Origin of the sequence: Sphingomonas melonis DAPP-PG 224 (genome assembly GCF_000379045.1) — a bacterium.
In the GTDB taxonomy this organism is placed as follows: Bacteria; Pseudomonadota; Alphaproteobacteria; order Sphingomonadales; family Sphingomonadaceae; genus Sphingomonas; species Sphingomonas aquatilis.
This window is the reverse complement of the sequence record NZ_KB900605.1, coordinates 3,158,728-3,172,090: the sequence shown is the minus strand read 5'-3', so window position 1 is coordinate 3,172,090 and position 13,363 is coordinate 3,158,728. Positions and strand designations below refer to the sequence as shown.

Annotated in this window: 11 protein-coding genes; 2 read left to right on the top strand and 9 right to left on the bottom strand. The window is 68.3% G+C overall.

Features of this window, described 5'->3' with window-relative positions; genetic code table 11:
- From SPHME3_RS0115310 to SPHME3_RS0115270, 9 genes are read right to left on the bottom strand one after another with little or no spacing between them, the layout of a single operon-like run.
- Positions 1-1,392, bottom strand: a complete 1,392-nt coding sequence (locus tag SPHME3_RS0115310; RefSeq protein WP_018251025.1) for an exopolysaccharide biosynthesis polyprenyl glycosylphosphotransferase — start codon at positions 1,390-1,392, stop codon at positions 1-3.
- Positions 1,389-3,161, bottom strand: a complete 1,773-nt coding sequence (locus SPHME3_RS0115305; protein ID WP_231291999.1) for a serine aminopeptidase domain-containing protein — start codon at positions 3,159-3,161, stop codon at positions 1,389-1,391. Before SPHME3_RS0115305 ends, SPHME3_RS0115310 begins: the two co-directional genes overlap by 4 nt.
- A 15-nt stretch (positions 3,162-3,176) precedes the next feature.
- On the bottom strand, positions 3,177-4,088 hold the full coding sequence (locus SPHME3_RS0115300) for an amino acid--[acyl-carrier-protein] ligase (RefSeq protein ID WP_017978437.1): 912 nt from the start codon (positions 4,086-4,088) through the stop codon (positions 3,177-3,179).
- Between the two features lie 3 nt (positions 4,089-4,091).
- Complete coding sequence (locus SPHME3_RS0115295; RefSeq protein ID WP_147036799.1) at positions 4,092-5,303, bottom strand: acyl-CoA dehydrogenase family protein; 1,212 nt, start codon at positions 5,301-5,303, stop codon at positions 4,092-4,094.
- On the bottom strand, positions 5,293-5,544 hold the full coding sequence (locus SPHME3_RS0115290; RefSeq protein ID WP_017978439.1) for an acyl carrier protein: 252 nt from the start codon (positions 5,542-5,544) through the stop codon (positions 5,293-5,295). The genes SPHME3_RS0115295 and SPHME3_RS0115290 overlap by 11 nt, the downstream gene beginning before the upstream one ends.
- A 29-nt stretch (positions 5,545-5,573) precedes the next feature.
- Positions 5,574-6,470 (bottom strand): WecB/TagA/CpsF family glycosyltransferase, encoded by an 897-nt coding sequence (locus SPHME3_RS0115285; protein WP_231292000.1) that lies wholly within the window; start codon positions 6,468-6,470, stop codon positions 5,574-5,576.
- A 51-nt stretch (positions 6,471-6,521) separates the two neighbouring features.
- The gene (locus SPHME3_RS0115280) at positions 6,522-7,859 is read right to left on the bottom strand and encodes a lipopolysaccharide biosynthesis protein (protein WP_017978441.1); all 1,338 of its coding nucleotides are present in this window, start codon (positions 7,857-7,859) and stop codon (positions 6,522-6,524) included.
- Complete coding sequence (locus tag SPHME3_RS0115275) at positions 7,856-9,121, bottom strand: hypothetical protein (protein ID WP_017978442.1); 1,266 nt, start codon at positions 9,119-9,121, stop codon at positions 7,856-7,858. The genes SPHME3_RS0115280 and SPHME3_RS0115275 overlap by 4 nt, the downstream gene beginning before the upstream one ends.
- Before the next feature lies 1 nt (position 9,122).
- Complete coding sequence (locus SPHME3_RS0115270; RefSeq protein WP_231376768.1) at positions 9,123-9,887, bottom strand: polysaccharide biosynthesis/export family protein; 765 nt, start codon at positions 9,885-9,887, stop codon at positions 9,123-9,125.
- A 161-nt stretch (positions 9,888-10,048) separates the two neighbouring features.
- Between SPHME3_RS0115270 and SPHME3_RS0115265 the strand changes: the two genes are divergently transcribed.
- On the top strand, positions 10,049-12,070 hold the full coding sequence (locus SPHME3_RS0115265; protein WP_017978444.1) for an exopolysaccharide transport family protein: 2,022 nt from the start codon (positions 10,049-10,051) through the stop codon (positions 12,068-12,070).
- Between the two features lie 88 nt (positions 12,071-12,158).
- Positions 12,159-13,361: a 3-oxoadipyl-CoA thiolase gene (gene pcaF / locus SPHME3_RS0115260; RefSeq protein ID WP_017978445.1), complete on the top strand. Its 1,203-nt coding sequence runs from the start codon at positions 12,159-12,161 to the stop codon at positions 13,359-13,361.
- The last annotated feature ends 2 nt before the right edge of the window (positions 13,362-13,363 follow it).

Genomic DNA, 13,363 nt, shown 5'->3' with positions numbered 1-13,363 from the left:
TCAGAAGGCGTTGCGGTGTACCAGCACCCGCAGCGTCATCAGGATGATGCGCAGGTCGCGGAACAGCGTCCAGCCGCGCAGATAGGCCAGGTCGTGGTCGACGCGGCCGTGCAGGTCGTCGGCATGTTCCGTGGCGCCGCGATAGCCGCGGACCTGCGCAAGGCCGGTGATGCCGGGCTTGATCGCGTGCCGCTGCCAATAGCGGGGCTCGACGTCCCAGAACAACCGGTCGCCCGCCAGGCTGCCGAGCGCGTGGGGACGCGGACCGACGATGCTCATCTCGCCCCGCAGCACGTTGAGCACCTGCGGCAGCTCGTCGATGCTGGTCGCACGAATGAAGCGGCCGACGCGGGTGACGCGCGGGTCGCCGCGCTGCGTCGACCGATCACCCGCCAGATCGGCGCCATCGACGCGCATGCTGCGGAACTTGAGGACGTGGAACAGCCGGTTGCCGCGCCCGACGCGCGGCTGGCGGAACAGCACCGGCCCACGGCTGTCGAGCTTGATCGCCAGCGCGGTGAGGAGCAGGATCGGGGAGAGCAGCACCAATGCGCCCCCCGCGACCGACAGGTCGAAGGCGCGCTTGAGCAGGCGGCTGCGCGTGTCGAGCGGCCCCAGCGACACCACCGCGCTAGGCATGTCGGCAAGGTGCGAGAGGCGGACGGGCGCCAGGCACTGCCATTCGGGCAGCAGCACTTCGCCCTGGACGTTGGCACCGCGGAGCAGCCGCGCCCACGCCTCGCGCCGGTCCGCCGCGCAGGCGACGATGACGCGCTCGGCGTCGGCGGTGCGTTCGCTGAAGGTAGCCAGGATATGGTGGGGTAGCGCGGGTGCCGTGATGTCGATGCCGGTCATGTCGATCGCCGGCAGCCGCGCGATCGATGGATCGTGCAACGCGGCGGGCTGAATGCCGTCGATGACGACCATCGTGGCGATATGCCAGCCGCCGGTATGCGCTTCGGCGAGTTTGTGCAGAGCCCAGCGGCCCGCCACCATCAGCGCGGCGGCGATCACGACCCCGGCCAGCAGCAGGCGGAACGACACGTCGACTTCGGCATGCAGATAGGACACGAGCAGCAGCGCCGTTCCCGTCGCGGTCAGCAGCGCCGTTACCGCATCGCGCGTCGTCCGCCGCCAATTCTGGAAGAACCGGCCGCTGTACGGCTTTCGCTGCAGCACGATGCCGAAATAGATCGGCAGCAGCACGGCGAGATCGTTAACCACCCACACGTCGAGCGCGTCGTTCAACGTGACCGCGCCGGCCAGGGTGAAGGACGCGAACAGCGCGGTGAGATCCAGCGTGATCAGCGCCGCATAAATGCCGAGGCGAAATCCGCGTCCGGCGATCGTGCCGCTGGCCGCTTCGGGCCGCACCGAAGCGGCCTGGGTCACTCGGCCGCCGCCGGCAGCTCCGTCCGCGGCGAGGCGGAGGGCAGGCCGGCACCATGCGCGGCGACCGCGTCGGTCATCGCGGCGATCATCATCGCGATATGCCGATTGCGCGCGAGCGTGCCGTTGAAGTGATGGTCGGCGCGGTCGAGCGTGACCATCCGGACGGGCGGATATTGGCGGAGCAGGCGCGCGCCGCGGCCGAGCTTCATGCCCATGTCGGCAAGGCCGGGGTCTTCGTCGCTGAAGACGAGGTGGACGTGGGCGCCGCGCGCCGACAGCGTCTGGAGCTGTTCGCGAACCTGCGCGGCTTCCGATCCGGGCTTGGGCGGCAGCAGGCTGGTCGCCGCGTGACGCAGGCGGACGGCGCTCCGCTTGGCGAGGACGCGGGCGATACCGGGCAGGTCGGCCTCGCCCTTCAGCATCCGGCGCCATTCGCCCGGATTGCGCATCGCGCGGATATAGCCCTTCAGCGACCGTTTGTTGTCGCGCACTGCGACGCGGATATCGTCGCCATAATGCCAGATGAACTTTTGCAGGTTGAGCACCACGCTGCCCACCGCGCGCTCGTCGGCGAGCGTCACCTGCAAGGCGGTGTGCGCGCCCGAACACAGGCCGGCGACAATCGCGCGGGGGAAGCCCTGCGCCTCCAGGCAATCGAGGCTGGCGACGCCTTCGGGAATGCGTTCGGGGTCGTAATGCGGGTGGCGCGGATTGTCGCCCGCCGGGCTGTCGCCCATGCCGGTCAGGTCCATCCGCAGCGAGGCGAAGCCCTCTGCCGCCAGCCGGCGCGCGAGGCGCACATAGGCGCGCCCGTTGCCGATGTGATGGGTGCTGCCCTCGTGCATCAACAATGCCGCGACCGGCGCCGCCGGGCGTGCGGCGGGCCGGCACAGCATGCCGAACAGCGCGTCGTCCGGACCGAAGCGCAGCGGCTCTTCGATATAGGCATCGGTGGCGAGCGTTGGGTCGTCACGCAGCGGCGCGATGGCAGCGCCCGCAGGCGTTCCGGCATGCCGGGCCACCCAATCGGCGACGGCGGCGAAGGTGTCGACCGGCGTCTCGTTGGTTGTGGGATCCTGCATCCAGCCGTCGTAATCGGCGAAGGGCAGTTCGGTGGTTGCACCGCCCGCGTCGCGCCAGCGCTGAGCCAGCTTGCCCGAACGCCGGTCCGTCCGCGGCGGCACGAACAGCGCCGTCTCGACGGGCGCCTCTACGACCGTGAGGTCGATCGCCGCCACCTCGCGCTGGAAGGCGGCGGTCCAGCGGAAGCCGTTGGTGTTGAGCGGCTGATCGCTCTCCAGAGGCGGGACGGGGTCGAGACCCGAGAGGCTCGCGACCGCCGCCGAGGCGCGGGTTTCGCGCAGGAACGCCTGCCCGGATAGCGCCGGCGCGAGCAGGATGAGGGCACTGACATCATCGAGCCGCTTCGCCGCCAGCATAGCGATCGCCGCGCCCAATCGCACGCCGGCCAGCATCACGCGATCGACGTGGGCATGGCCGCGCAGCCATGCCGCCGCCGCTTCGGCATCGGCGATCAGCCCATCCAGCGTCACCGGCCCGTCGATCGAATCCCCGGTCCCGCCATAATCGAAGCGGACCGCTGCGATCCCGCGCGCGGCAAGCGCCTCGCCCAGCGCCATCAGGCCGTGGTGGGTACACACCTCTTCCTGCGCGAAGGCGGGGCACAGCACGACGCCGACCGGCGCGTGTGCGCCTTCGGTCGGCGCATGCAGCCAGCCGAACCGGCCATCGATATAGATCGGGGTCATCGCCATCGGATGCGCTCAGCCGAGGCCCAGCGTCGCGCGCACGCCTGCGGGCCAGGCGGCGAGGTCGAAGCCGTGATGACGCAGCAACGCCAGCACCAGCCGCTCCATGCCGAACGCGCAACAGGCAGTCTGCGCCGGTGCGCCATCGGGCGTCCGGATGTTCCAGGTGTCGCCGAAATAGGTCATGTGATAGTTGAAGCTGAGGCAGGCCGTGGGTCCGGCACCGTCATTGACCGGCACCAGCAGCTCGAATTTCAGATTCTGCATCCGCTGATTGTCGGCGAGCAATTTACCCGCACGGCCGAAAAACGGGTCGTTGGCGACATCGACCTCGAACGGCAGCTCCAGCGTGCGGACGAAGTCCTGCCCGCGCTCCATCCAGTCGGCGCGGAAGGCGAGCACCTGTTCGGGCGTGCCGATCCGCACATATTCGCGCATGCGGAACAGCTGCAGGCGCGTCGGTTCCAGCGAGGGTTCGTGCCGGAAGCAATAGGACGCGACATCGACGAGGTGACCGTCCTCACGGAGTACGCCGCGTTCGGCGACGATCGGGTATACCGCGTAACAGGCGGCGGGCGTCAGCACGAGGTCGGCGGGTTGCTGGTTCCCCATCCAATCCTCGCCGCGCTCCATCTGGCCCATCAGCTTGTGATGCGCGCGATCGTCACCGCAGAAGCAATGCACCGTTCCCGCGAAATGCGGGAAATTCTTCATATAGCCGCTCTTCTCGAACGTCTTCTGCGCCATGGCCGGTGGAAAGCGCATGACTTCCGGCTTGTCCTTCAGCCCCGCCGCGGTGATCGCGCGCTCAAGACCGTCGAACACCGCCTCGAACGTGCCGCTGCGACCCCACAGGCCGTCGATGCCGGTCGGGAAGACGAGGCCGGCCTCGATCAGGCGGGTGCGGAAGCTGGTGGGCATGTCCATGGTTCAGAGCGTTCCCAGTTCGGCGCGCTGTGCGAACAGCATGGCGCCGGTGCCGCTGGCGATGCGGTCGTTGTTGATCATCAGCTGCGCCGACAGGATGTCGCGCAGATGACGGCCGATGCTGAATTCGGTGCCGTTGCGATATCCGGCCATGCCGCAGATACGCAGCGCCTCCAGCACCACCTCGTGGGCTTGCGTCGATACGTCGTGCTTCAGCATGTTGAGCACGGTCGCGCGCGCCATGCCTTGCGGCCAGCCCGTCTCCTGCGGATCGGCCACGGCGCGGTCGCTGCCGAGCGCATAGGTCGCGTCGAACTGGTCGATTAGCGTGCGCAGTCGCGCCTGCATGCCGTCGAGCAGGCCGGCGGCGTGCATCAGGCGATGCGCGCCGGGCTGCGTCTGGCCGGGCTGGCGGCGCGCGGCGGTGCGCAGGAAGGTGCGCGCGCGGGTCAGCGCCTCCACCGCGATGCCGGTCCACACGCCGCCCCACATCAGGTGCGATGCGGGCACCATCGCCTCGGCGGCGATATCGGCGAAGGGCACGGCCATGATCTGCGCGGCCACGCCCTCGGCGCGGAAGGTGAAGCCGACCGTGCTGGTGCCGCGCATGCCCAGCGCGTCCCAGCCGCCCGTCGATTCGAACGAGGCGTCCTCGCGTGGCACGACGACGAGGACCTGATCGGACGGCGGCGCCTCGGCATGGGTGCGTGCGGTCACGAAGAAGACATCGGCATAATCGCCGTAGGAGACGGTCGGCGCCTGCTTTTCCAGCGTGAAGCGGCCATCCTGCACGTCGACCGCGCAGCGGCTCGACCGCATGTCGCCGCCGATGCCGACCTCCGACGTGATCGAGGCGATCAGCAAATTCTCGGTCGCGATCCGGCGCGCGAAATCGCGCTGCCAGGGGTCGTCCAGCGCATGCATCACCAGGCAGGCGAGCTGGCTGTGGTGCATCGCATAGACCATCGCGGTCGATGCGCAGACGCGGCCCAATCGTTGGCATTGCCCGACGATCTCCGCCATCGTCGCGCCGCTGCCACCCAGCGCGACCGGCACCAGCGCGCCGAGCAATCCTTCCTGCCGCAGCGCCGCGACGGCCTCGGCGGGAAAACGGCCTTCCCGATCCACCGCGTCGGCATGCGCGGCGGCGACGGCGACGACCCGCTCGATCGCGGCGGCCATCGCACGTCCGGTCGCGGACGGATCATGCAGCATCGGCATCTCCCCGAATGCTCTCGATCGCCGCCGTCAGCGCGGCGATGCTGCTGAAGGTCGCACGGGTGAGCAGCTGGTCCGGAAACACCACGTCGAATTCCTCTTCGATCGCGAGCATCACGCCCACGGTCTTGAACGAGGTGAGACCAGCGGCGAACAGGTCGTCGCGCGGCGACAGCGACGCTGCCGGCTTCAACAGCCCGCCGGCGTCGTCGAGGATGTTACGCAATTGGTCTTCCAAGAAAATGTCCTCAGCAAGATGAGATTATTTTAACGCGACTGACGCAGGTCTGCGACCGCTGCACGCAGAAAGCCGATCGTACTGGGTCCATAACGCTGTAGCATGCGGCGCGGCTCGAGGACGATGCGCCACAGCCATTCCAGGTTGAGCCGCACCATCAGGTCGGGTGGGGGGGCATTCATGCCGAGCAGCAATCGAAACGACTGACCGACGCACAAGGCCCATGCCGGCGGCAGCAGCGCGCGATAGCGGTAGGCGAACAGCTCGCTCTTGGGCGCGCCGATGCACAGGAAGATCAGGGTCGCGTCGAAGGTCGAGATCGCATCGGCGAGCGAGCGGCAATAGGCGGCGTCTTTCTCGAAGCCGAACGGCGGCACCAGCGTCTCGACCGCGAAGGCCGGCGCAAAGTCGTTGAGCCAGCATTCGATGCCCTCCGCCGTGGCGCGGCTGTCGACGACGAAGAACCCCCTGTGGCCCGCCAGCGCGGCGGGGTCGGCGAACATCCGCTCGATCACGGCGCGCCCGGCAACGCGGCCCGGCAGCGAGAGGCCGCGCAGCTTCGCGAAGCGATAGACCGGAAACCCGTCCGCGACGATGATCTGGGCGCTTGCTAGCGCGCGATTGAACTCGTCGTCCTTCCGCGCCAGCGCGATATGCTGGATGTTGGGCGTGACGAACACGCCCAGGCCTTCGTCGGCGCTGCGCGGCGTCTGCAGCATGTATTGCGCCGCGCCGTTTTCATCGAGATCGCGGAACCGCATGCCCAACACTGGCACACGCAGGCGGCGTTCCACACCCCGATAGGGTTCGCCGTGGTTCGGATCGGTCGTAGTGTCGGACGTCAAGACCACGGACTCCGGAAACGGGCTTGAAAACGCCTTACGCCACAAAGGCTTAACATTGCGTTTTCCGACCGCCGCCGCCAAGGAATTTATGACAACATAGCGGGCATTTATCGGCCACGTCGAGCCGTTCGCTCATTGCGGTAACGCTGTCCGGCGGTTCTGCCACATCGCGTAGACGGCACCCAGCGGCGTGAAGCCCAGTGTGTCGCGCGCGATCAGGCTGCATCCGATCGCATTGACCAGCATCGTCGCACTTGTCGCGATCGCCGCGCCCTGCGCGCCCAAAGGCGCCGACAGCAGCACCAGGCCGCCGATCAGGACGAGCGTCGCGAGGCCGTTGACGCGCAGCAGCGCGCGCGCATAGCCGGTCATGCCGAGCAGTTCCGGCGTGGTGGTGGTGAGCGCGGCGGCGATCTGACCGATAATCAGGACATGAAGCGCGGTGACGGCGGGCAGGAATTGCTGGCCGAACAGGGCGAGAATCCGGTCCGGAAACACGATGACGGCGAGGATCGGCGGGATCGCGAGCGTCAGTGCTAGGGCGAGGGCGCGCGCGGCCTCTTGTCGAAGGCCGGCGAGGTCGCCGATCATGTAGAGCCGGGCGAAGCGTGGCGCGACCATCGACGCGACGCCGCTGACGAACATGTAGATCACCAGCACCACCCGCCAGGCGATGGCGTACAGGCCCACTTCGTCCGTAGAGGCTAGGATGCCAAGGATGAAGGGCGGCGCCGCGCTGATGAGCAGCTGCACCAGTTCCAGGCTGAATAGCGACAGGCCGGTGCCCAGCAGGGGTTCGGGCGGATTGGACGGCCGGCCCGGCGTCACCGCCGGCAGATCGCGCAGCAGCATCACGCCGCCGATCAGCGTCGCGAGCGTCATACTCGCCGCCACGGCCGCCAGCGCATGCGCGTCCGACATCGGCAGCGCGAACACCAGGACGCAGAACAGCCCCGGCCACAGCCAGGTATAGACGATCTGGCTCTGCGTGACGCGATGCAGCCCGGCGAGCGCGCCTGCGACGAGATTGGCGAAATTCTGCGGCAGGATGGCCAGCGCGCCGATGACGAACAGCGGTGCCATGTCGGGCTTGCGCATCACATAGGCGGCGAGCGGCCATGCCGCGAGCAGCGCCAGGGCGGTCAGCGCGAGCGACAATAGCAGCACCATGATCGCCGCCCGCCGCATCGCTGCCCGTGCGCCCGCCGCATCGTCAGCAGCGAGCAGGCGTGCCATTTCACGGGTCAGCGCGCGGTCGATCCCCAGGCGGCCGAGGCCCGATGCGATCATCAGCGCGCCGAACACGATGTAGAAGGCACCGACCTGATCCAGCGACAGGCGCAGCGCGATCATCAGGTGCATGCCGTATCGGCAGGGAATGTCGATCAGCCGCGTGCCGACCGTCACCAGCGACCCGCCATAGCGCTGGTGCAGGCGACGCAGCAGCGAGTGTTCGGCTGCGCTACTCATCGACGACGCCCTCCAACCGCAGGCAACTCGCGGGCGTAGAGGGCGATCGCCATGATCGACGTTATCTCCCCGGGGGCGAGGGTCATGGGGAGCATTTCCGATATCAGCAGCGAATAGACGAGATAGTCGCGGAGTGCGGCGAGGAAGGGCGTGTCATGCAGGCGGCGGGCGCTATCCATCAGCAGCACGCCGCGCAAGGGGACGGCCGCGATCAGCAGCGCGCCGATGATCCCATATTCGAAGATGATCCCCATCCAGGTGATGTCACCCAGAAAGAAGAAGTGGTTGAAATAGGTCATCAACCCGGCGGGATCGATCGGGCTGATCGTGCCGACGCCGAAGATCCAGCGAAACGGATCGGTGCCCAGAAAACCGATCGCCTTCATCGTCGAGATATAGCGGACGTCGAACGCGAAGGCTTTGTCGGTGCTGAAGATCGACGCCATGAACGGCACCGAGAACAGTGCGGCGAGCGCGAAGGGAATGAGCGCCAGCATCAGCAGCCGCAGGCGCGGGCCCGCCGCCAGAAAGCCGTTGATCGCCGCCATCAGCGTCAGGCCGAGCACGAAGGTGCGCATGCGGACGAGGCCGAACACCATGGCAAAGCCCGCCCCCCAGGCCGCGAACCAGCGCGGTTGCCAGCGCGCGGTGAAGCGGCGCCAGGCGTAGAGGATGCCGATCAGGCCGAAGTACATCGGCATGCGGATGCGATTGCCGCGGGCGTCCGCCGACAGAAGCGGGGAATCGCCCGCCACATAATGTTCGGCATAGGCCGATTGCGGCGCCAGCCGCCAGATCGCGAGCAACACGACGAAGGTGACGACCGCACAGATCAGGAAGGCGGCGGCGATCTCGCGCAGCGTCGGCCGCAGCCAGCGCAGCAGCCCGAGCAGCGAGAAGATATAGAGCAGCGGCAGCAGCTTGAGCTGCGAGGCCAGCGCGATGAAGAAGGTCTGCTGGAAGGTGAAGAGCGAGATGAAGGTGGGGACGAGCACCAGCCACAGGATCGTCACGACCATCTGCCGCGACCCTTCCGGCCGGCGCCCGGCGAACAGGATCAGGCATAGCGGCAGCGACAGCAGCGGAAATGCCTTGGACAAGGCCCAGGCGGGCTTGAGCAGCTTCACATAATGAAAGCTCTGCCCGAACAGCGGCAGCAGCGCGACCAGCAGCGCGACATAGGCCCAGCGGACGTCGGCCGCCTGCATCCAGCCGCGCAGGCTGCGTCGCGGAAAGGGCAGGGCGCGCGTCGCGGCGGTCATGTCAGCGGCCGAAAACGGCTCCGCCGCCCAGATTGTAGTTCAGGCTGCGGCTGAACGGCAGCAGCTTGTTGATATGCTGGTCGATCCACAGATTGGCCTCGGCGATCGACGAACGTGGTACGAACACGATATCCTGCGATTGCAGATCGATGCCGGTCGCGACGCCGCTTTTCGTATAGGCCTTCAGATCGACCTGACGCTGGGCGATCGTGCCGTCGGCATTGCGGTGGATCACCACCACCTTGCGCGTGCGCGCGGTGTCGAGCAGGCCGCCGGCGCCGATCACCGCCTGCATCGGGTCCATCGTCGCGGTGAGCTTCACCGGTCCGGGCTGGCGGACCTCACCACCGACATAGACGACGCCGCCATATTGCCGCACCGCCACCGTCGGGCGGGCATCCTCCACCACGCCCTGCCGGCGCAGATCGGCCGAGATGAGCGCCGCGACCTCATCGATCGTGCGGCCGCCAGCGGGGACGTTTCCGACGAGCGGAATCGCGATGCGGCCATCGGGGCCGACCGGCCCGGCATGATCCAGTTCGGCGTTGTAGGGGAAGCTGATCGCCAGCTCGTCGCCGGGCGCGATCCGATAGGCGGTGCGATCGACCACCGGGGCAGGGGCAGGAGCAGGGGCGGGGGCTGGCGTCGATGCCATCGTCCCGCGCGCGGGCGGCCGCACGATCGGCGCGACCTGCGCCAGTGCGTCCATCGTCGGCGCGACAAGCGTCAGCACCGCTGCCATGGTCGCTAAGCCGTATCTGCCCATCGTCACCGTCCCGTTGCCCGCGCGCCACCGGCCGTCCCACTGCAAGACACGGGACGGGCCGCTTCCGATAAGTCGATATAGCGGAAGGCTTAATGGAAAGGTAAGAGGAACCGACCATAAGGCGCACCAGCCCTTTCCAGCAGCCTTGGACAATCCACCAGATGCTTGATTTCACGTCTTCGTCCGAGCAGCAGGAAACGGAGACGCGCCACGGGCAATTCGCACTGCGCGACCTGCTGAACGGCATTTTCTATTATCGCCGACTCGCGCTGATCGTCGCGGGATCGATCATCGGGCTGGGCATCCTCGTCGCGTTGCTGTTGCCGCCAAGCTATAGTGCCGAGGCGCGGTTGCTGCCGCTGAGCGCCGGCATCTACGACATGCAGGACGCCGGGCGCGCGCCCTTGCCGGGGCAGGTGCTCGACCCGGGGGCGGTCGCCAATGTCGAACTTCAGATGCTCGACAGCCTGGAGCTGCACCGCGACGTGGTGCGCGCGCAGCTCGGCCCTGCCGCCTCGCCGGCGGAGATCAATGCGGCGCTGGAGAAATTTCAGTCGCACCTCCACGTCACCAAGGCGAACGAAGCGAACGTCATCCAGCTGACCTATACGGCGCGCGACCCGCAACAGGCCGCCGATGCGCTGCGCCAGCTGATCCGCCGCTATTTCGAAAGCCGCGCGACCGTGCTGACCTCGGGTCGCGTCGCCTTCCTCGAACAGCAGCGCAACGCAATCAAGCGCCAGCTGGACGAAGCGAGCGCGCGGATCACCGCCTATCAGCAGCAGAACGGCATCGTCGATATCGCGGCGCAGGTGGCGGGCGCGGTCGCGCAGGACGATCTGCTGCGCAAGAGCAAGCTGGAAAGCGATGCGGAGCTGGCCGATGGGCGCCGCAGCCTGTCGAGCCTCAGCAGTCAGGCCAAATCGGTGCCCGCCGATATCCGCCTGTACAACGACAATACCGAGGCGGCACGGGCGCTGGGCGAGATGCAGGCGCAGCTGCTGGGCCTGCAGGCCAAGCGCGCCGATCTGGCGTCGCGCTTCATGGCGACGTCACCGCAGGTGACGCAGCTCGACAAGCAGATCGCCGCATTGCAGGCGACGATCACCCAGCAGAAATCGTCGCTGGTTATGACGCAGCGCACCGGCCGCAATCAGTATTTCGATTCGACCAAGGACAAGTTGATCCAGTCGCGCGCGACGGTGGCCGGCGCGGAGGCGCGCGGCGCCGAACTGGCGGGGCAACTCGGCCAGTCGCGGGCGCGGCTGGCGCAACTCAATGCGATCAGCGACCGGCTGACCACGATGAAGCTCGACCGCGACGTGCTGGCGGACAGCTTCAAGTCGCTGTCGTCGCAGGTCGAACAGGCGCGCGTGCAGCTCAACCAGACGACCGAGGCGGGCAGCCCCAACGTCCGCGTCATCGAGGCGCCGACGCCCCCGACCAAGCGCACCAATCCGCCGCTGCTGCTGATCGCCGGCAGCATCTTCGCCGGCATCCTGATCGCGGGTGCGGCGGTGTTCATCGCCGGCAGCCTGCGCGAAACCTTCCTGACCCCGGTGGAGGTCGAGCGGGCGCTGGGCCTGCCCGTGCTCGCCGCCCCGGTCGCCGAGCAGGGTGAGGGCGTGGCGCGCGATTACAGCCGGCTGATCGCGGCGGTCGACGCGCACCATCAGGGCAGCGGGCGGGCGGTGCTGCTGGTCGCGCCGAGTTCGCGGATGAGCCTGCAAACCGCCGCATTGGGCCTGGGCCGCGCGATGGCGCGTCGCGCCGGCGCGCGCGTGCTGCTCGTCCGCTTCGCCAGCGATGCGCCGGTGCCGGAGACCGCCGCGAGCCTGGAACTCGAACCGTTCGAAGACATGATGACGACGATCATCGGCACCGCGGCCTGTTCGCTGCAACGGCGCGACGTGCGCCTGCTCGCCGAGCTGCGCGAGCGGTTCGATTATATCGTCGTCACCGCGCCGCCGATGGCAGTGGGTTATGAGGGGATCGAGCTGTCGCAGGCGGTCGATGTCGTCGTCCCCGTGGTCGAGGCGGAGGCGACGCGTCGCCCAGTGGCGCGGACGCTGGTGACGCAGCTGCGCGATGCCGGCGCGGTCCTGATCGGCGCGATCCTGCTCGGCCGGCGCTGGCATATCCCGCAGCGGCTGTACCGCCTGCTGATCGAGCGGCGCGCCTAGGCAAAGCGACGCGCGCCGGCCCGTAGCGGCTTGACGACACACGCCATTCGGGGCGACGCCCTTCGGCAAACGCTGGAGAGGACGCCCGATGCCCGATGCCTTCATCTGTGACGCGATCCGCACGCCGATCGGCAAATTGAACGGCGCGCTCGCGAGCGTGCGGGCCGACGACCTCGCCGCGATCCCGTTGCGCGCGCTGATGGAGCGCAATCCATCGGTGGACTGGGGCGCGGTGGACGATGTGCTGCTCGGCTGCGCCAATCAGGCGGGCGAGGACAATCGCAACGTCGCGCGCATGGCGGTGCTGCTCGCCGGCCTGCCCGACGGCGTGCCGGGCGCGACGGTCAACCGCCTGTGCGGATCGGGGCTGAACGCGGTCGGCAGCCTCGCACAGGCGATCCGCTGCGGCGATGCGGCGTTGGGGATCGCGGGCGGCGTCGAGAGCATGACGCGCGCGCCCTATGTGATGGGCAAGGCGGCCGGCGCCTTCGACCGGGCGCAGCAGATCGAGGATACGACGCTCGGCTGGCGCTTCGTGAACCCGGCGATGCGCGCGGCCTATGGTGTCGACACGATGCCGCAGACCGCAGAGAATGTCGCCGACCAGTGGCGTGTGGCGCGTGAGGATCAGGACGCCTTTGCGCTCGCCAGCCAGCAGAAGGCGGCGGCGGCGATCGCCAGCGGGCGGCTGGCGGCGGAAATCGTGCCGGTGACGATCGCGCAGCGGAAGGGCGATCCGATCGTCTTTTCGACCGACGAGCATCCCCGCGCCACCAGCCTCGACGCGCTGGCGAAGCTGAAGCCCGTTGTGCGGGCGGACGGCACCGTCACCGCGGGCAATGCCTCGGGCCTGAACGATGGCGCCGCGGCCATGCTGGTGGCAAGCGAGGCGACGGCGGCGCAGCACGGCCTGACGCCCCGCGCGCGAGTGCTGGGCATGGCGGCGGCGGGGATCGCACCGCGGATCATGGGCGTCGGCCCGATCGAGGCGGCGCGCAAGCTGTGCCGGATCACCGGCATCGGCCTCGACCAGCTCGACGTGATCGAGCTGAACGAGGCCTTTGCCGCGCAGGCGATCGCGACGCTGCGCGATCTGGGCATCGCCGCCGACGATCCGCGGGTGAACCGCAACGGCGGGGCGATCGCACTGGGCCATCCGCTCGGCATGTCCGGCGCGCGGATCGTGATGAGCGCGGTGGAGGAGCTGCATCGCAGCGGCGGCCGCTACGCGATGGCGTTCATGTGCATCGGCGTCGGCCAGGGGATCGCGCTGATGCTGGAGCGCGTCTGACC